Below are 17,058 nucleotides of genomic sequence, written 5' to 3'. Positions count from 1 at the left end.
CTTCACGAACGTCTCCGAACGAGGAACATGACCACCACCGCGAACGGACGCCGCAAGCCACCGACCATCCACGACGTGGCCCGGGAGGCGGGCGTCTCGCGGGGCACCGTCTCCCGCTTCCTGAACGGCGGCCACTACGTCTCGCCCGCCGCCCGGCGGGCGGTCGAGGCCGCCATCAGGAAGACCGGTTACGTGGTCAACCGGCATGCCCGCAGCCTCAGTACGGGCCGGTCGGACTCGGTGGCGTTCCTGCTGACCGAGCCGCAGGAGAAGTTCTTCGAGGACCCCAACTTCAACGTCCTGCTGCGGGGTTGCACCGAGCGGCTCGCCCAGCACGACATCCCGCTGCTGCTGATGCTGGCCGAGAGCGACGACGACCGGCGCCGGCTGACCCGGTACATCACCTCGGGCCACGTCGACGGGGTGCTGCTGCTCTCCAACCACAGCGGTGACCCGGTCGCGGCCGAACTGCACGACGCCGGGATCCCGTTGGTGGTCTGCGGCAAGCCGATAGGGCGGGGCACCAAGGTGAGTTACGTGGCCGCCGCCGACCGCGAGGGCGCGCAGGACATGGTCCGTCATCTCCTCGCCGGCGGCCGGCGCCGCGTCGGCATGGTCACCGGGCCGCTCGACATGCCGGGCGGCCCCGACCGGCTGGCCGGCTACCGGGACATGCTCGCCGAGGCGGGCCTGCCCTACGACCCCTCGCTCGTCGTCGAGGGCGACTTCCGGCGCAGCGGCGGCGAACGGGCGGCCCGCCGCCTGCTGGCCCAGGCCCCGGACATGGACGCGGTGTTCGTCGCCTCGGACCTCATGGCCCTGGGTGTGGTGGGCGTTCTTCAGCAGGCCGGGCGTTCGGTCCCCGATGACATCGCTGTCGGCGGCTTCGACGACTCCCCGGCGGCGACCGCCATCGCCCCCGCGCTCACCACCATGCGCCAGCCCTTCGACCGCATCAGCGCCGAGATGGTCCGCATGCTCCTCGCCCAGATCGCGGGCGAGGACACGGCAGGAGTGATCCTCCCGACGGAACTGGTGGTCCGGGACTCGGCGTAGCGCTCCGCGAGAGGCGCCGAGGGGGGGCGGCCCGGGCGCGGGGCCCGTCGGCGCGTCCGGCAGGCGTCGGCCGGAGCCGGGGGCCCCTCGGTCCGTGGGGCGGCCGGGGAGGACGCCGCCGAAGAGCACAAGCGGGCTCGCGGCCCTCACCAGGATCCGCTGGTACTGGTGAAAGTCGGCGACCGGCCGAGGGTTTCGGGCCGCTCCCGCCGGGGCCCGCCGGCCGTGTTCGTGCCGTGCCGCCGCACCCAGGAACCGGAACTGCCGTCAACGCATGTGAAAGCAGCAGCCGTCCGGTTCGCGTCGAGTCGCAGGGGCCAACCATCCGTATTCTCTGATCATGGCCGCCTCTTCCGCATATTCACTGATCGCCACTGACCTGGACGGAACGCTGCTGCGGACCGACGACACCCTCTCCGACCGGTCGTTGGCCGCGCTCGCACGGGTGGCCGCGGGCGGGGCCCGGCATCTCGTCGTGACGGGCCGGCCGGCGCCCAGAGTGCGGCCGCTGCTCGACGACCTCGGCAGTACGGGGCTCGCGGTGTGCGGACAGGGCGCGCAGGTGTACGACGCCGGCGCGGACCGTCTGCTCTGGTCGGTGACCCTGGACCGGGAGCTGGCCGAGACCGCGCTGGGCAAGATCGAGGCCGAGGTCGGGCAGGTGTACGCGGCCGTGGACCAGGACGGTGTCGAGGGACTCACCCTCATCGAACCGGGCTATCTGATGCCCCATCCGACCCTGCCCGCGGTACGGGTCGGCCGGCGCGACGACCTGTGGTGCGAGCCGATCAGCAAGGTGCTGCTGCGCCACCCCTACCTGTCCGACGACGAGTTGGCGGTCACGGCCCGCTCGGTGGTGGGTTCGCTGGCGACGGTCACCATGTCGGGCCCCGGGACCGTCGAACTCCAGCCATGCGGCATCACCAAGGCGACCGGCCTCGCGCTGGCCGCCGAACACCTGGGACTGGGGCCCGAGGTGACGATCGCCTTCGGGGACATGCCCAACGACATCCCGATGTTCGACTGGGCGGCCCGCGGGGTGGCGATGGCCAACGCCCACCCCGAACTCAAGGCCGTGGCCGACGAGGTCACCCTGTCGAACGAGGACGACGGCATCGCCGTCGTCCTCGAAAGGCTCTTCCCGCGGGCGTAGTTCCTAGTACGCGCCGAACACGTTGTCGATGGACCCGTACCGCTGGGCCGCGTAGTTGCAGGCCGCGGTGATGTTGGCGACCGGGTCGTACGGGTCCCACGAGGTGTTGGCCACGTGGTACGCGTTGAAGGTCGGGTCGATCACCTGGAGCAGGCCCTTGGAGGGCGTGCCGGCCGCGGCGTTGGAGTCCCAGAGGTTGATGGCGTAGGGGTTGCCGGAGGACTCGCGTATGACGTTGCGGTAGATCCCGTCGTAGGAGCCGGGAATCCCGTGCTCCGCCATGACGGCGAGGGAGGCCCGGATCCAGCCGTCGAGGGTGTTGGAGTAGCCGAGCGTGGTGGCGGTCTGCACGGTCGGGGTGGCCGCGGACGCGCTGCTCGCGCCGATGAGCGGCAGCGCGAGGACGGCGACTCCGGTGCCGGCGACGGCGAGTTTGCGGGCGAGACGGCTGGTGCGGGTACGGCGGTGCTGAGCGGCAGCAGACATGGCGAAGTTCCTCTCCGTCGCCTGCGAGGTGAGCTGTCGGGTTCGGGCGGGAGCTGCCCGGCCACGCCTGCGAAAGGCGCGACTTCACCCCAAGCCGTGCCGGTATGTCCGAAGACGTCCGGTCCGGCGACTTACCTGGTTCCCCCGCTCCTGCCGTGGTGCTAGGTGGGTGTTGTCGGGTGGTGGCAGGATTCGGCGTCCGCCCGACAGGCCGGGAACGTATGCGAGAGCACATGTCCGGAACAAGTGGCGAATTCACATGCGGTGCCTATTGACCTTGGAAAGAGGCATTTGAGGCGCTTGATCCTTTGCGTTCGCCAACCTCAACTCGCGCAAAGGAAAAGGCGGATCGACGGATTCCGCATCCATGCCGGTCCACCCCCGCGAGTGGGCCACATCACAGCCGAGCGCAAGAGGGGTAAAACGGTCAGGAAAGCCCAACTCGTCTTCAACCGGCCGTGCGTGGGATCCGCTTCTCCCACGTCCGGTGGAAGACCACCTCATCGCCGGCGGTGCACACGACCTCGTCGGAGGTGTGGAAGTCCGTCCTGTCGCAGGTGATCTCCGCGCGGGTGCGGACGGTGGTGTCCCAGGCGAGCTCGGGGCGGTGCAGCCGGATCGTCCAGTCCGAGCGGGTGCGGGCGGACAGGGGGTCCTGCTCGTCGATCGTGTACGTCTCCAGCGCGTCCTCGGTGATCTCCAGGCCGTCGGGGTACACGCGCGTGCCGCCGTACCGGGGGTCGACCTCCAGACGCCACTCGCCCTTGGCCACGTCACGGACGACCAGGCGCTCGGGGCGGGGTTCGTCCAAAGTCGCGGGGCTCCATCCGTCAGCGGCTACGCCGCGGGTGACGTCGAGCGGCCCGGACTGCTCCGGCTCCTCGAAGGCGATGTCCGAGGCCGCTTCCCGCGCGCGTACCGGCAGTTCGAGGAAGCTGCCCGCCGGCTCCAGGGTGAATCCGGCCTGCGACCCCGGCTGCGGCCAGATCCACGGCCAGTACGCCGAGGAGACGGCGAGCCGGATGCGGTGACCGGGCGGGAAGGCGTGCCCGATGCCGTTCAGCTCGAAGGCCACCTCCTGCGTCGCCCCGGGCTCCCAGGGCACCGTCCGGTCCTGTCCGTGGCGGGCCGAGAGGTTCAGCACCCCTCGCGTGACGAGCGTCGACGACCCGTCCGGGGCGACATCGCAGAGCCGCGCGACGACCTGCCCGCGCGACACCTCCGAGGTCACCCTGAGCCGCACCCGCGGCCGCCCGAGGACCCACGTCTCCTCGCCCGTCGCGAACTCGAAACAGGCCGAACGGGCGTCCTCCTCCCGCTGGTCCGGCGGCAGGTCGGCGTCGTTGCCGACGGGGCGGAAACGGCCGGCGTCCACGCCCGTGTGCTGCGGGGAACGGACCAGGACGGGGGCGCCCTGAAGGCCGTACGCCACCGTCGTCACGTGCGGGGAGGGCCAGGCGGGCTCGCCGACCCAGCGGCCGGGCAGGGTGTCGAGGACGGTGGCCGGGGGGTGGGAGTCGCCGATGTAGGCCCTCAGGAGGGGTTCTCGCATGACGCCGGTGTCGACGCCCTTGAGGTGCTGGTCCCACCAGCGCAGGGTCTCCTGGAGGAAGCCGATCGCCGGGCCGGGCGGCAGGCCGCGGTCCGGGTACTGGTGGGACCAGGGGCCGACGATCCCCCGTACCCGGTCGGCCGGCAGGTGCTCGACGAGCCGCAGGACGGTGTCGTGGTACGGGTCGTGCCAGCCGCCGACCGCGAGGACGGCCGCGCCGATCGCGTCGTGGTCCTCGCGGACGCTGCCGTGGCGCCAGTAGCCGTCGCGGGTCTGGTGGCCGAGCCAGGTGTGGACGAACGGCTCGACCGCTTCGAGGCGTGCGAGCCACATCTCCCGCCAGCCGTCGCCGACATGGAGGGGGTCCGGAGGCCGGGAGACGTAGGCGAGCATCGTCGCCGCCCACGCGTGCATGTCGGCCGCGAGGACGGAACCACCCAGGTAGTGCACGTCGTTGTCGTAGCGGTCGTCGGTGGCGCAGACGGTGACGACCGCTTTGAGCGGCTCGGGTGCCAGGGCCGCGATCCGGAGGGCGTCGAAGCCGCCCCAGGAGATCCCGAACATGCCGACCCGGCCGTCGCACCAGGGCTGCGCGGCCAGCCAGTCGACGACCTCGACCCCGTCGGCGAGTTCGGCCGCCGAGTACGCGTCACCCGGCAGGCCCTCGCTGTTCCCGTGCCCGCGCACGTCGACACGGACCGAGGCGTAGCCGTGGCCCGCGTACCAGGGGTGGCGCTGCCCGTCACGGGGCGCGGTCCAGTCGGTGAGGCGGTACGGCAGGTATTCGAGGATCGCGGGTACCGGTTCCTGAGTGAGGGGTCGCCACACGCGTGCGTACAGGAGCGTCCCGTCCGGGAGCGGAATGCGGACGTCGTCGTGGGTCGTCTCGTAGGGGAAGGGCGTGCGGATGCGCATCGGTGGGGTCCCGTCGGTCTCAGTGCGCCGGGTGTCACGACGAGGGCGGCTACTTCCCTACAAATCGATTGATATCCATTCTTTTCAGGTGATCAAAAACATACCGGTCGTGATCCGATCCCGCCTGGCATGGACGGGGCGGGCGCTATCGGTGATCCAAAGGTGACCGGATACGCTGACTTGAGTGATGGCAGCGACCTATCGACATTCCGTGTGACCGCCAGTAGACACCAGCAGACAGGAGACCCCTCGTGACCGTCGTCGGGCCGTTCGGGCTGAGCGTGCGGGACCAGGCTCTGGAAGCCGATGTCCAGGCCGGAATGACGGCTGTCGAGGAGGGACTGCTCGAGGCCACCAAGAGCGAGGTCCCCTTCATCACGGAGGCCGCCCAGCATCTGGTGCGGGCGGGTGGAAAGCGCTTCCGGCCGTTGCTCGTGATGCTCGCCGCCCAGTTCGGCGACCCCTATGCGCCGGGCGTGGTGCCGTCGGCCGTGGTGGTGGAGCTGACCCACCTCGCGACGCTGTACCACGACGACGTCATGGACGAGGCCGAGGTCCGGCGGGGCGTCGACAGCGCCAACACCCGCTGGGGCAATTCCGTGGCCGTGCTGACCGGCGACTTCCTGTTCGCCCGTGCCTCGCACATCCTGGCCGACCTCGGGCCCGAAGCGGTCCGGGTGCAGTCCGAGGCGTTCGAGCGCCTGGTCACCGGCCAGATCCTGGAGACGGCCGGGCCGCAGGACGGCCGCGATCCGGTCGAGCACTACCTCGACGTGCTCGGCGGCAAGACGGGCTCGCTGGTCGCCGTCTCGTGCCGCTTCGGGGCGATGATGTCCGGCGCCGACGAGAGGGTCGTGGACGTCCTCACCCAGTACGGCGAGCGCCTCGGCGTCGCCTTCCAGCTCGCCGACGACGTCCTGGACATCGCCTCCGACTCCCACGAGTCCGGCAAGACGCCGGGCACCGACCTGCGCGAGGGCATCCCCACGATGCCGGTCCTGCGGCTGCGGGAGCGGGCCGCCCGGCTCGGCCTGGCCGAGGACGTCGCCCTGTGCGAGCTGCTCGACTCCGACCTCACGGACGACGACCGGCACGCGGAGGCACTGGCGGCCCTGCGCACCCACCCCGCGCTGGAGCAGGCCCGCCGGGACACCGTGCGCTACGCGGAGGACGCGCGCGCGGCCCTGGCCCCGCTGCGGGAGTGCGACGCGCGGGCGGCGCTGATGGAGCTGTGCGACGCGGTGGTCCACCGGGCGGGCTAGGTCCGGACGGCAGGCCCGGCAGGTCCCGGGCAGCGACGCCCCCTACGGGTCGTAGGGGGCGTCGGCATGTCGTGTCATACCCCAGGTGTACATGGAGTTGGCCCCGAGGGCTGACGCATGCTCATGGCCGATTTGGTCAGATGGACATCACGGAAAACACCACTCCTCACCGATTCGGGTGAGAATGGCGGCTACAGGTGAACGCACGGGAGTTGACAGCCGCCGCCGACGACGGAGGTAAGGCACACATGGCACCGTACGAATCCGACGACAGCGTGACCGCCGCGGACGCCGAAGAGCTGCGTTCCGCGCGTCGGCGCAAGGCCGCGCGGTACGTCGTGCCGGCCACGGTGGTGGGGATCGCGGCGGCGACCATCGGGCTCGTCCCGGCGCTCGCCGACTCCGGCGACCCCGACCTGCCGAAGATCAGCGCACACGAACTCATCGAGAAGATCGCCGCGTCGGACGTACAGCAGCTGTCCGGCACCGTGAAGATCACCACGGATCTCGGTCTGCCGGACCTCGGCGGCCTGGAGAGCTCGCTCGGCTCCGCCGCCGGCCCCTCCGGATCGGGCGACTCGTCCGCCGACCCGACCACCAAGCTCACCGAACTCGCCTCCGGCACGCACACGCTGCGCGTCGCGGCGGACGGCGAGGACAGGCAGAAGGTCTCCCTGCTGGAGGACGCGGCCGAGTACAGCCTCATCCACAACGGCAAGGACGTCTGGGGCTACGACAGCAAGTCCAACTCCGTCTTCCACACCACGGCCTCCGAGAGCGACGGGAAGCAGAGGGAAGAGCTCCCGGCCACACCCAAGGACCTCGCCCAGGACGCCCTCAAGGCCGCCGACAAGACCACCTCGGTGACGGTGGAGGGCACCGCGCAGGTCGCGGGCCGGGACGCCTACCGCCTGGTCATCAAGCCCAAGGACGAAGGTTCCACGGTCGGTCAGATCACCGTGGCCGTGGACTCGAAGACCGGCCTGCCGCTGAAGTTCACGCTGACACCGGCGAGCGGCGGTTCCGCCGTCGTGGACGCGGGCTTCACCCAGGTCAGCTTCGCCAAGCCGGCCGCCTCCACCTTCGACTTCACCCCGCCGAAGGGCGCGAAGGTCGAGGAGGGGGACGCGCCGAAGGCGCCCGGGCACGCGGAGCACCCCGGCAAGAGGCCGTCGAAGGACCTCGGCAAGGGCGCGGCCGACGAGTTCGGCAAGAACGGCCCCGAGGGCCTGAACGTCATCGGGGACGGCTGGGACTCCATCGCCACCTTCGACACCGGCGGCCAGGGCGTCCCGTCCGGCTCCGAGGTCGGCGGTGACGTCGGCGGCTTCCTGGACTCGCTCGGCGACAAGGTCTCCGGCACGTTCGGCAAGGGCACCGTCTTCAAGACCCGCCTGATCAACGCCCTGATCACCGACGACGGCAAGGTCTACGTCGGCGCGGTCACCCAGGACGCGCTGGTGAAGGCGGCCGACGCGGCGAAGTAGTCCCGAGCGGGCACAAGGAATCGAGGGAGCCGATGGACCAGCCGTCCGCCACGGACCCGGACCCGGAGGGGTCGGACGACGGCGCAGGCGGTGACGCGGGCGGGGACGAGAGCGTCATCCGCACCCGCGCCCTCACCAAGCGCTACCGCGGCGGACAGCTCGCCGTGGACGGTCTCGACCTGACCGTCCCGGCGGGCAGCGTCTTCGGCTTCCTCGGCCCGAACGGCTCCGGCAAGACCACCACCATCCGCATGCTGATGGGTCTCATCGAACCGACCTCCGGCACCGCGCGCGTCCTGGGCCGCCCCATGCCGCGCGCCTCCCGGACCGTACTCCCGCACGTCGGCGCGCTCATCGAGGGCCCGGCCCTGTACGGCTTCCTCTCCGGCCGCGACAACCTCGTCCGCTACGACGCCGCGGACCCGACCGCCGACCCCCGCACCCGGAACACGCGCGTGGCGGCCGCCCTGGACCGGGTCGGGCTGGCGGCCGCCGCCGGCAAGAAGGCGAAGGCGTACTCGCTGGGCATGAAACAGCGCCTCGGCCTGGCCGCGGCCCTCCTCCAGCCCCGCAGACTCCTGGTCCTGGACGAACCGACCAACGGTCTGGACCCGCAGGGCATGCGCGAGATCCGCTCCCTGGTGAGGGAACTGGCCGCGGACGGCACGACCGTCTTCCTCTCGTCCCACCTCCTCGACGAGATCGAACAGGTCTGCACCCACGCGGCGGTGATGGCCCAGGGCCGCCTGATCACCCAGGGCTCGGTGGCGGAGCTGGCGGCGGGGGCGAGGGGGAGGCTGGTGGTGACGACTCCGGACGGGGCGGACGCGGCGCGGGTCCTGAAGGAACAGGGCGTCGCGGATGTGGTCATCGAGGAGGATCGGGTCACCTCCGACCCGCCCGACGGTGAACTGGCCGACCTCAACGCGGCGTTGGTGACGGCTGGAGTGCGGGTGCGGGGCTTCGCGCTGGAACGGGCCTCCCTGGAGGACGCCTTCGTGGCCCTGACGGGGGAGGGCTTCGATGTCGCAGGCTGAGTTGAGCGCCCCTAAGGGGCGCGGGGAACTGCGCGACCAGCCCCCACTGACCGTCAGCCGCCGTACAACCTTCTACGGCACCCTCTTCCGCAACGAACTCCACACCACGTTCCGCCGCTGGCGCACCCTCGCCCTGCTCGCCGTACTGGCAGCCGTCCCGATCCTCGTAGGCATCGCAGTGAAGATCGAGACCGGCAACGACTCCTCGTCCGGACCCAGCGGCGGCGGGCCGGCCTTCATCTCCCAGATCACCAACAACGGTCTCTTCCTGGTCTTCACCGCCCTCGCCGCGACCCTCCCCTTCTTCCTCCCGATGTCCGTCGGCGTCATCGCGGGCGACGCGATCGCGGGCGAGGCCAACGCCGGCACCCTCCGCTACCTCCTGGTCGCCCCCGCGGGCCGCACCCGGCTGCTCCTGACCAAGTACGCGACGGTGATGACGTTCTGCCTGGTCGCCACCCTCGTGGTCGCCCTCTCGGCGCTGACGGTGGGGGCGGTCCTCTTTCCGCTCGGCGACCTGACGACGATCTCAGGCACGCAGATCACCTTCGCGGAGGGACTGGGCAGAGCCCTGCTGGTCGCCCTGGTGGTGGCCGCGTCACTGACCGGCGTGGCGGCCCTCGGCCTGTTCGTGTCGACGCTCACGAACAGCGGCATCGCGGCGATGGCCACGACGGTCGGCCTGCTGATCACGGTCCAGATCCTCGACCAGATACCCCAACTGCACGCTCTGCAGCCGTACTTCTTCTCCCACTACTGGCTGTCCTTCGCCGACCTCATGCGTGAGCCGGTCTACTGGGACGACCTGGTGAAGAACCTCGGCCTCCAGGCGCTGTACGCGGCGGTGTTCGGCCCGGCCGCGTGGGCGAGGTTCATGGCGAAGGACATCACTGCGTGACCTGCTCGTAGGGGAACCGCGCGAGCGGGGCCTCCTGGTCGAAGAAGGTCTTCGCCCGGGCGAGCGCGTCGGTGTCCCGCAGCACGTCACCGGGCTTGCTGCCGTTGCCGAGGAGCACTCCGCCGAAGCGCATCCCCATGTACGCGGCCGAGTTGTTCAGGGTGCCGATCAGCGGGGCGGCGACCTCGAACTCCTCGTGGGCCAGCGCGGTGACACCCCACAGGGTGCGCCCCGCCATGGTCGCCTTGAAATCGACACCCGGCGTGCGCAGCCACCCCGACCAGTAGTCGAGGTAGCGCTTGACGTGCGCGGAGACCGAGTACCAGTACAACGGGGAGGCGATCACGATGTCCGTCGCCGCGAGCGTCGCGTCGAAGAGCAGGGCCGTGTGGCCGATCGTCGGACGCACATGGTCCGTGTCGTGCCGCAGATCCTCGAAGTCGGGCAGCGGATGCTCCGCGAGGTCGATCCACTGCTGCTCGACGTCCGGGGGCAGTTGCTCGGCGGCCCGGCGGGCCAGCAGTTCGGTGTTGCCGTCGCTTCGGCTGCTGCCGAGGACGAACAGGAAACGGCGTGTCATGGAGAGCTCCCGGCTGATCGGCGTACGATAGATAATCGCACATGCATTATATGCGTGCGCAAGTAACTGTCCAGGGGGTGCCTGACGCCTGGCGCCTGATGCCTGATGCCTGATGCCTGGTATCTCAGGCGTACGCCTGAGCCGCCCGCGCCACCTCCAGCAGCAGCGCCTCGCCGCCGTGCCGGGCCACGAGCTGGAGCCCGACCGGACAGCCGTCGGGGCCGAGACCCGCCGGGAGACTGAGCGCCGGGTGCCCGCTGAGGTTGAAGGCCCAGGTGAGAGCGGTGGAGTAGCGCTCACCCGGGCCTTCGTGCCCGTGCGGCGGGTGAGGGGTGGTGGGTGTCAGCAGCAGGTCGGTGTCGGCGAAGATCTCGTCGAGGAGACGATCGTTGGCGGCCCGGATCCGGTCGGCGTCCCGCAGGTCGGCACCCGGGGCGCGCAGGGCGAGCCAGGCGGTGGCCGGGTCGTGCAGGCGCGGCCGGGCGAGGGGCCGGACGAGCCGTACGACACCTGTGCCGGTCAGCCGCGCCACCGCCGCGCGGGCGATCCGGACGATTCCGGGGTCGGGGTCGGCGAAGCCCAGATCGGGGGACCAGAGCGCGGGGACGGGGACGCCAAGGGCGTGCGGCGGTTCGGTACCGCGGCCCTCGTCTCCGTCCCTGTCGCTGCCGCCGTTCGCGTCCCCCTTCCCGTCCGCGGAGACCGCGTGCCAGTAGGCGGCCGCGTCACAGGCGTGGCGGACGAGGACGCCGGGGGCGGTGAGGCCGGTGCCGGTGCGGCCGTGGCCGGAGTTCGTGGTCTTGAGGCCGATCACCCCGCACCACGCCGCCGGGATCCGTACCGACCCGGCCCCGTCGCTCCCCGTCGCCATCGGGACGAGACCCGCGGCCACCGCCGCCGCGGAACCCGCCGAGGACCCGCCCGGGGTGCGGTCGGCGCGCCAGGGGTTGACGGTACGGCCGTGGGCGCCGAGTCCCCAGGTCTGCCAGGGAGTTCCGGGACCGGGCACGGAGGTCGCGCCGACGGGTACGCATCCGGCCGCGAGGAGCGGCGCCGCACCGCGCAGACCGTGCCGCCCCTTCACTCCGATCGGCACCCCGGCGAGCGGCGGCCGCTCACCCGCCTCGACGCGGAGATCGATCTCACGTGCCCGGCGCAGCCCCTCCTCCTCCCACACCTCGACGAAGGCGCACAGTTCGGGATCCACCCGCCGGATCCGCTCCAGGGCGCGGGCGACGACGTCGACGGCCCGCAGCGAACGCGAACGGACCGCCGAAGCCAGGTCCACGGCGGAGAGGGAGGCGGCCGCCGTCATGGGGCGGCGGCCCGGGTGAGCCGCACGAGTGCCTCGGTTCCGCGCGGTGGCGTCGCGCCCAGGTCGCCGAGGCGCCACGCGGAGACCCAGGGCACCCGGTACACGTCGACCGTGGTCTCGATCTCCTTGACCTGCCGGGCGAGCGGGCGCGGGAGCCTGCCGGGAGCGTCCGCGACGAGGACGACGGCGTCGAGGTCGAGCCCCGGCGGGTGCTCCCCGCGCCGGAAGAGCTCCAGGGTGCGGCGGGCGGCGAGCAGTCCGGCGGCGTGCGTACGGGCGACGAGCAGGACGGAGGCGGGGGCGCCGGCCCCGGGCCAGTCGCGTCCGCAGTCATGACCGCCGTAGACGGCGGCCAGGGTGGAGACGCCGGCACCGCCGTGCGTGCCGACCCACGCGAACCGCCTCCCGGTCGGGGCCACCGGCCCGCGGATCCAGATCTCCGGTCCCTGCTGCACGCTCTCCGCCTCTCGCCGCACGTCGGTCCGCATGCCCGCGCCCCGACCCTGTCATCCCACCCGCCCTCCCCCTCCTGGAACAGGCCTGTGACATCACGGTGACGTGAGAACCGGGGGCGAGCGGAGAGACTCGACAGTACGTGCACGACCGTGAGGGATGAGATGTCTCGACTCAGCCGCGACAAGAAGCGGGACCAGCAGCGGGGGACGACCCCGATCGACGTCCGCGTCCCCCTGACGGGTGAGTCCGCGACGGTGGCCGGCACAGCGGTCACCGCGTCACCCGGCGAGGAACTCCACCAGACCGTCCTGACCCACCTCCACCGCCTCGCCCGCACCAACGGCCACCCGGTCCACGCCACGATCCACGACGCCCGCATCGGCTACGTGGTCCTCCTGGAAGTCGCGACGGACGGTGCCAGCCGCTTCACGGGGGAACCGGTACGGATGGCTCCGCCGGAGGGCGCGGGCCCTAACCGGGCCGCCGAGCGGGACGCGTTCGGGGCGACGGCGCCCGTGGAGGGAGACCGGCCGTCGCCGTCCGGCGCGGGGGAGGCGCCGCCGCAGCAGTCCTGGCCGCCCGCGGCCTCCGCCCCGCAAGAAGGGCCCACGCGTCTCCTGCGGACACTCGACGAACCCTCGCGCGACCCGGCCCCCACGTTCCGGCCGAGCGACCTGCCCGAGCCGCAGCCGACGGACGACGAACCGTCTTTGCCCCAGGACGCCGAACCGTCCCCGACCCAGGTCCTGCGCCGGCTGCCGGACACCCGCTCCACCGGCCCGGCCCCGGCTCCGGCCCCCGGGACGGTCGTACCCCCGACGGGCGAGTTCGGCCCGCCGCCCGTGATGGACGCGAGCCCGGCCTCCACCCCGTCCCCGCCGTCCCGGACGGACCCCGCCTACACACAGCGGCCCCTGCCACAGACCGGCCAGGGCCCGGCCCCGGACGCGCCGCAGACCGGACCGGCTCGCACCTCCGTCCCGTCGCAGTGGGATCCTGCTCAGAGCCCGGTCCCGCCGTCGTCCGACGCCGTACCGGCCCCGGTGTCCGCGCCGTCCGGTCCTCCGGCCCACCGACCGCCCGCCGCCCCCGTTCCCGAGCCCCTGCCCTTGCCCTTGCCGACGGCCGGTTTCGCCGCCGTCGCGCCCCAGCCGCTTCCGTCGGTCGCGCCCGCCCCACGGGCCGCCGCCCCCCTCATCGACCCCGTCCCCCTCCTGGACGACCCCGGTCCCAAGCCGACGCCCGTGCGGGGGTTCGACGCCGTCGCCGAGGCCGTTCTGGGGGAGGGGCTGGTGATCGACGAGGGCGCGGTGCTCGCGGAGCCGGTCGGGCGGATCAGCGAGGCCGTGCGGGAGGGGCGGACGGACGCTGCCGCCGCGTTGGCGGAGCAGGTGGTCGGCGAGGCCTCCGAGACCTTGGGCGCCGAGCATCCCGACGTGCTGCGGGTGCGTGAACTCGCCGCCTACATCGCCTACTTGGGCGGCGAGCCGGTCCAGGCCGCGGAGATCTCCCTCGACCTGGCCGGCATCCACCACCGCGCCGGGGACGCCGAGGCGGCCTACGGCAACACGCAGAGCGCGGCCACCGCGTGGAAGGCCGTACGGGATCCGCTGCGGGGCCTGGCCCTCGGGCGCGAGCTGCTCACCCTGTGGACGGACCTGGCCGCCGGAGAGGGTCCGGCGGCCGAGGACCCCGGCAAGCTGGAGTCGGCGCGTGCCCGGATGCTCCGACTCGCGGAACGTGCCCGGAACGCCGATCAGCAGCCCTGAGCGGGCCCGTTTACCGGGACAGCTCCCACACCGCGTACGCCACCGCGTCGCTGTTGCGGTCCAGGGCCGTGTCGTCGATGTTGGCCGCCGTGTCGCACGAGGAGTGGTAGCAGCGGTCGAAGGCCAGCCCCGAGGTACCGCCCCACTTGGCCGCCTGCGCCGCCGTCTTGACGTAGTCGGCGCCGCTGAACAGCCCGCCCACCGGCACGCCCGCGTTCTTGAACGGTGCGTGGTCGGAGCGGCCGTCGCCCTCGGTCTCGATCTCGGTCGGGACGCCGAGGCCGGCGTAGTACGCCTTGAAGGTCTTCTCGATGGCCGGGTCGTCGTCGTAGACGAAGTAGCCGGGGTTCGGCGAGCCGATCATGTCGAAGTTGAGGTAGCCGCTGATCCGTGAACGGTCCGTGGTGGCCAGGCGGTTGACGTAGTAGCGGGAGCCGACCATGCCCAGCTCCTCCGCTCCCCACCACGCGAACCGCAGGTGCTTGGTGGGGTGGTAGCCGGCCCGGGACACCGCGAGCGCGGTCTCCAGGACGGCCGCGGAACCGGAGCCGTTGTCGTTGATGCCAGGTCCCGCCGTCACGCTGTCGAGGTGCGAGCCGGACATGACCACCTGGCTGGTGTCGCCGCCGGGCCAGTCCGCGATCAGGTTGTAGCCGGTGCGGCCGGAGGACGTGAACTGCTGGACGGTCGTGGTGAATCCGGCGGCGTCCAGCTTGGCCTTCACATAGTCGAGGGAGGCATTGTAACCGGTGCGGCCGTGCGCGCGGTTGCCACCGTTGGCGGTGGCGATGGACTGGAGCTGGGCCAGATGCGCCTTGACGTTGGCCACCGGGATGTCGGGGGCCGCGGCCGCCACGGGCTGTCCCGCGGGGGCCGCGCCGGCTATGGATCCGCCGGCCAGGAGGGAGACGGTCGCGACGACGGCGGTGGCCGTGACGCGTCCGGGAACCGAGAGCTTCATGTGGGGGGCTCCGAATTCCGTGGGAACCCCTGAGGGCACAGGGATTCCACAGCGAATGGGTGCCTGGATGGTGAAGCTGAGGTTGACTCTCCGTCAAGAGCGCAATCCGGTCAGGGGAGTTCGTATACCGGAGCGCAGGGGGTCACCGGACGGCAAGGGGATCAGTGGACGCAGAATTCGTTCCCCTCCGGATCCGCCATCACCACCCAGGCCCCCGACGGTTCGCTCACCTCGCGCAGCACTCTCGCCCCGAGCCCCGTCAGCCTCTCCACCTCGGGCGAGCGGCTGCCCTCCCCGGGATGCAGGTCGAGGTGGAGCCGGTTCTTGACGGTCTTCGGCTCCGGTACGCGCTGGAACAGCAGCCGCCGTCCGAGCCCCGTGCCGCTGTCCTTGTCGTACGGGTCGTCCGGATGCCGTACGGCGACCAGGTCCCGGAAGGCCAGGCGGGCGTGGTACTCGACGACCGCCTCGCGCGGCAGCGCGCCGAGCTCCAGCAGACGCTGGATCAGGGCGTCGTTGTCCTCGGTCTCGTAGCGCAGTGCGGCGGCCCAGAAGTCGGCCTGGGCGTGCGGGTCCGCGGCGTCGATCACGACTTTCCAGTGCACGGGTGTCATACCGTCACTTATAGCGGTGACCACTGACAGCGGCCCGGCTCACACCACCGCGGCCGCCCGGCTGTCGTACGCCGACCGTGCCGCCGCGATCGCCTCCTGGTGCGCCTCGGTCCAGGTCACCAGCGAGCGGATGGCCGCGTGCAGGTGCCGCCGAGCGGGGTCAGTTCGTACTCCACCCGGGGCGGCGCGACCAGATGGCAACACCCGTGTCGGTGCCCGCCTACGGCTCCTTCCTGCCGTTCGGCATGGAGTGGCATGGCGTTCGCGCCGGCGTACGGACCGCTGACGATCGCGGCGACGGACGGGGTCGCCGAGTCCGAGCAGGGCCCGGCGGGCGGGCTGCTGCACACGGCGACCCAGTTCGGCTCGGCGATCGGGATCTCGGCCGTGACGGCGGTCTACGGCCTGGCGGCCGGCGAGGCCGGCGGCTCCGACCCCGAGGCCGGACTGTCCGCCTTCCTTACGGCGCTGACCGCGCCCGTCGTCATGGTGGTGCTGGGCCTGCCGATCTCCCTCCTGAGCGTCCGCGCGGTGCGCAGGGCGTCCCAGGTCAGCAGCGTCAGCGCCAGCCAGACCAGCGCGAACCCGGCCCAGCGCTCGGGCGGCATGGCCTCGCCGAAGTAGAAGATGCCGAGCAGGAACTGGAAGACCGGGGCCAGGTACTGGAGCAGCCCCAGCGTGGACAGCGGCACGCGGATCGCCGCGGCGCCGAAGCAGACCAGGGGGAGCGCGGTGACGATGCCGGTCGAGGCGAGCAGCGCCGCGTGCCCGGGGCCCTCGGTGGCGAAGCTGAGGTTGCCCTGGTGGCCCAGCCACAGCAGATACCCGAGCGCGGGCAGGAACTGGATCGCGGTCTCGGCGGCCAGCGACTCGACCCCGCTCAGGTTCACCTTCTTCTTGACCAGGCCGTACGTGGCGAAGGAGAAGGCGAGGGTGAGGGAGATCCACGGCGGCCGGCCGTACCCGACGGTGAGGACGAGCACCGCTGCGGCGCCGATCCCGACCGCCGCCCACTGCACGGGCCGCAGCCGCTCCTTGAGCAGCAGCACGCCCATCGCGATGGTGACCAGGGGATTGATGAAGTACCCGAGCGAGGCCTCCACGACATGGCCGGAGTTCACGGCCCAGATGTAGACGCCCCAGTTCACGGTGATGACGGCGGCGGCCACGGTGATCAGGGCCAGCCTGCGCGGCTGCCGCAGCAGCTCACCCGCCCAGGCCCAGCGCCGTACGAAGACCAGCGCGACGGCGACGAAGACGAGCGACCACACCATCCGGTGGGCGAGGATCTCGGCGGCGCCGGCGGGCTTGAGCAGCGGCCAGAACAGCGGGACGAGTCCCCACATCCCATAGGCCGCGAAACCGTTCAGCAGACCTATGTGCCGCTCGCCTCTGGACTTCACGGACTCTCCTCCTCGCACTGTCCTCGCCGCACGAAGGTAACGCCGAGCACCCCCGCCTGTCATGCCCGTATCGCTATACGGTCATGACAGGCGGGGGTGGAGCGCCCAAGGTCC

Annotated in this window: 15 protein-coding genes, 2 pseudogenes and 1 riboswitch; of the genes and pseudogenes, 8 read left to right on the top strand and 9 right to left on the bottom strand. The window is 71.8% G+C overall.

Going from position 1 to position 17,058, the window contains the following annotated elements; translation table 11 throughout:
• Positions 1–27: 27 nt before the first annotated feature.
• Both D1369_RS16640 and D1369_RS16635 read left to right on the top strand, forming a co-directional pair.
• Positions 28–1,056 (top strand): LacI family DNA-binding transcriptional regulator, encoded by a 1,029-nt coding sequence (locus D1369_RS16640; protein WP_007383992.1) that lies wholly within the window; start codon positions 28–30, stop codon positions 1,054–1,056.
• A gap of 340 nt (positions 1,057–1,396) precedes the next feature.
• On the top strand, positions 1,397–2,209 hold the full coding sequence (locus D1369_RS16635) for a Cof-type HAD-IIB family hydrolase (protein WP_007383993.1): 813 nt from the start codon (positions 1,397–1,399) through the stop codon (positions 2,207–2,209).
• Positions 2,210–2,212: 3 nt separating this feature from the next.
• On the opposite strand, the gene D1369_RS16630 is transcribed toward D1369_RS16635, so the two are convergent.
• Positions 2,213–2,695: a transglycosylase SLT domain-containing protein gene (locus tag D1369_RS16630; protein WP_007383994.1), complete on the bottom strand. Its 483-nt coding sequence runs from the start codon at positions 2,693–2,695 to the stop codon at positions 2,213–2,215.
• 5 nt (positions 2,696–2,700) lie between these two features.
• A riboswitch (cyclic di-AMP (ydaO/yuaA leader) is annotated at positions 2,701–2,903 on the bottom strand.
• 240 nt (positions 2,904–3,143) lie between these two features.
• Positions 3,144–5,162 carry a CocE/NonD family hydrolase gene (locus D1369_RS16625; protein ID WP_007383995.1) on the bottom strand — a complete coding sequence of 673 codons (2,019 nt, stop codon included), beginning with the start codon at positions 5,160–5,162 and terminating at the stop codon, positions 3,144–3,146.
• Positions 5,163–5,413: 251 nt separating this feature from the next.
• Here D1369_RS16625 and D1369_RS16620 point away from each other — a divergent pair, with 251 nt between their 5' ends.
• The 4 genes from D1369_RS16620 (at position 5,414) to D1369_RS16605 (ending at position 9,846) form a co-directional block, all read left to right on the top strand.
• Positions 5,414–6,424: a polyprenyl synthetase family protein gene (locus D1369_RS16620; protein WP_007383996.1), complete on the top strand. Its 1,011-nt coding sequence runs from the start codon at positions 5,414–5,416 to the stop codon at positions 6,422–6,424.
• Positions 6,425–6,672: 248 nt separating this feature from the next.
• Positions 6,673–7,911, top strand: coding sequence for a sigma-E factor regulatory protein RseB domain-containing protein (locus D1369_RS16615; protein WP_007383997.1), 1,239 nt, complete (start codon positions 6,673–6,675; stop codon positions 7,909–7,911).
• 32 nt (positions 7,912–7,943) lie between these two features.
• A complete protein-coding gene (locus D1369_RS16610) occupies positions 7,944–8,948 on the top strand; it encodes an ABC transporter ATP-binding protein (RefSeq protein ID WP_007383998.1) in 1,005 nt (334 codons plus the stop codon).
• Positions 8,935–9,846, top strand: coding sequence for an ABC transporter permease (locus D1369_RS16605; RefSeq protein ID WP_007383999.1), 912 nt, complete (start codon positions 8,935–8,937; stop codon positions 9,844–9,846). The genes D1369_RS16610 and D1369_RS16605 overlap by 14 nt, the downstream gene beginning before the upstream one ends.
• Here the strand turns inward: D1369_RS16605 and D1369_RS16600 are convergent.
• From D1369_RS16600 to D1369_RS16590, 3 genes are all read right to left on the bottom strand, one after another.
• A complete protein-coding gene (locus D1369_RS16600; RefSeq protein ID WP_007384000.1) occupies positions 9,836–10,426 on the bottom strand; it encodes an NAD(P)H-dependent oxidoreductase in 591 nt (196 codons plus the stop codon). The two genes, D1369_RS16605 and D1369_RS16600, sit on opposite strands and share 11 nt — an antisense overlap.
• Positions 10,427–10,550: 124 nt before the next feature.
• Positions 10,551–11,741 (bottom strand): amidase, encoded by a 1,191-nt coding sequence (locus D1369_RS16595; RefSeq protein ID WP_037901110.1) that lies wholly within the window; start codon positions 11,739–11,741, stop codon positions 10,551–10,553.
• Positions 11,738–12,229: a DUF6668 family protein gene (locus D1369_RS16590; protein ID WP_037901113.1), complete on the bottom strand. Its 492-nt coding sequence runs from the start codon at positions 12,227–12,229 to the stop codon at positions 11,738–11,740. Before D1369_RS16590 ends, D1369_RS16595 begins: the two co-directional genes overlap by 4 nt.
• Positions 12,230–12,358: 129 nt before the next feature.
• Between D1369_RS16590 and D1369_RS16585 the strand changes: the two genes are divergently transcribed.
• Positions 12,359–13,966: a hypothetical protein gene (locus D1369_RS16585; protein WP_118082510.1), complete on the top strand. Its 1,608-nt coding sequence runs from the start codon at positions 12,359–12,361 to the stop codon at positions 13,964–13,966.
• A 10-nt stretch (positions 13,967–13,976) separates the two neighbouring features.
• Here the strand turns inward: D1369_RS16585 and D1369_RS16580 are convergent, their stop codons facing one another.
• The 3 genes and pseudogenes from D1369_RS16580 to D1369_RS43865 form a co-directional block, all read right to left on the bottom strand.
• Positions 13,977–14,927, bottom strand: coding sequence for a M28 family metallopeptidase (locus D1369_RS16580; protein ID WP_037901118.1), 951 nt, complete (start codon positions 14,925–14,927; stop codon positions 13,977–13,979).
• Between the two features lie 161 nt (positions 14,928–15,088).
• A complete protein-coding gene (locus tag D1369_RS16575) occupies positions 15,089–15,541 on the bottom strand; it encodes a VOC family protein (RefSeq protein WP_037901119.1) in 453 nt (150 codons plus the stop codon).
• Between the two features lie 39 nt (positions 15,542–15,580).
• Positions 15,581–15,738: pseudogene (locus D1369_RS43865) on the bottom strand (winged helix-turn-helix transcriptional regulator); the annotation flags it as partial.
• Positions 15,739–15,793: 55 nt separating this feature from the next.
• On the opposite strand from D1369_RS43865, the pseudogene D1369_RS43860 reads away from it, so the two are divergent.
• Positions 15,794–16,054 (top strand): annotated as a pseudogene (locus tag D1369_RS43860) (MFS transporter); the annotation flags it as partial.
• Here the strand turns inward: D1369_RS43860 and rarD are convergent.
• Positions 15,940–16,944 (bottom strand): EamA family transporter RarD, encoded by a 1,005-nt coding sequence (rarD, locus tag D1369_RS16560; RefSeq protein WP_037901121.1) that lies wholly within the window; start codon positions 16,942–16,944, stop codon positions 15,940–15,942. The pseudogene D1369_RS43860 and the gene rarD sit on opposite strands and share 115 nt — an antisense overlap.
• Between the last annotated feature and the right edge of the window lie 114 nt (positions 16,945–17,058).

The organism is Streptomyces sp. CC0208 (assembly GCF_003443735.1).
In the GTDB taxonomy this organism is placed as follows: domain Bacteria; phylum Actinomycetota; class Actinomycetes; order Streptomycetales; family Streptomycetaceae; genus Streptomyces; species Streptomyces sviceus.
Note: the sequence above shows the minus strand (reverse complement) of the source record. Positions and strands in the feature narration are given on the sequence as shown.

Coding starts and splice junctions, on each gene's coding strand:
- D1369_RS16640 (WP_007383992.1), top strand. CDS start 28: ATGACCACCACCGCGAACGGACGCCGCAAGCCACCGACCATCCACGAC.
- D1369_RS16635 (WP_007383993.1), top strand. CDS start 1,397: ATGGCCGCCTCTTCCGCATATTCACTGATCGCCACTGACCTGGACGGA.
- D1369_RS16630 (WP_007383994.1), bottom strand. CDS start 2,695: ATGTCTGCTGCCGCTCAGCACCGCCGTACCCGCACCAGCCGTCTCGCC.
- D1369_RS16625 (WP_007383995.1), bottom strand. CDS start 5,162: ATGCGCATCCGCACGCCCTTCCCCTACGAGACGACCCACGACGACGTC.
- D1369_RS16615 (WP_007383997.1), top strand. CDS start 6,673: ATGGCACCGTACGAATCCGACGACAGCGTGACCGCCGCGGACGCCGAA.
- D1369_RS16610 (WP_007383998.1), top strand. CDS start 7,944: ATGGACCAGCCGTCCGCCACGGACCCGGACCCGGAGGGGTCGGACGAC.
- D1369_RS16605 (WP_007383999.1), top strand. CDS start 8,935: ATGTCGCAGGCTGAGTTGAGCGCCCCTAAGGGGCGCGGGGAACTGCGC.
- D1369_RS16600 (WP_007384000.1), bottom strand. CDS start 10,426: ATGACACGCCGTTTCCTGTTCGTCCTCGGCAGCAGCCGAAGCGACGGC.
- D1369_RS16595 (WP_037901110.1), bottom strand. CDS start 11,741: ATGACGGCGGCCGCCTCCCTCTCCGCCGTGGACCTGGCTTCGGCGGTC.
- D1369_RS16590 (WP_037901113.1), bottom strand. CDS start 12,229: ATGCGGACCGACGTGCGGCGAGAGGCGGAGAGCGTGCAGCAGGGACCG.
- D1369_RS16585 (WP_118082510.1), top strand. CDS start 12,359: ATGTCTCGACTCAGCCGCGACAAGAAGCGGGACCAGCAGCGGGGGACG.
- D1369_RS16580 (WP_037901118.1), bottom strand. CDS start 14,927: ATGAAGCTCTCGGTTCCCGGACGCGTCACGGCCACCGCCGTCGTCGCG.
- D1369_RS16575 (WP_037901119.1), bottom strand. CDS start 15,541: ATGACACCCGTGCACTGGAAAGTCGTGATCGACGCCGCGGACCCGCAC.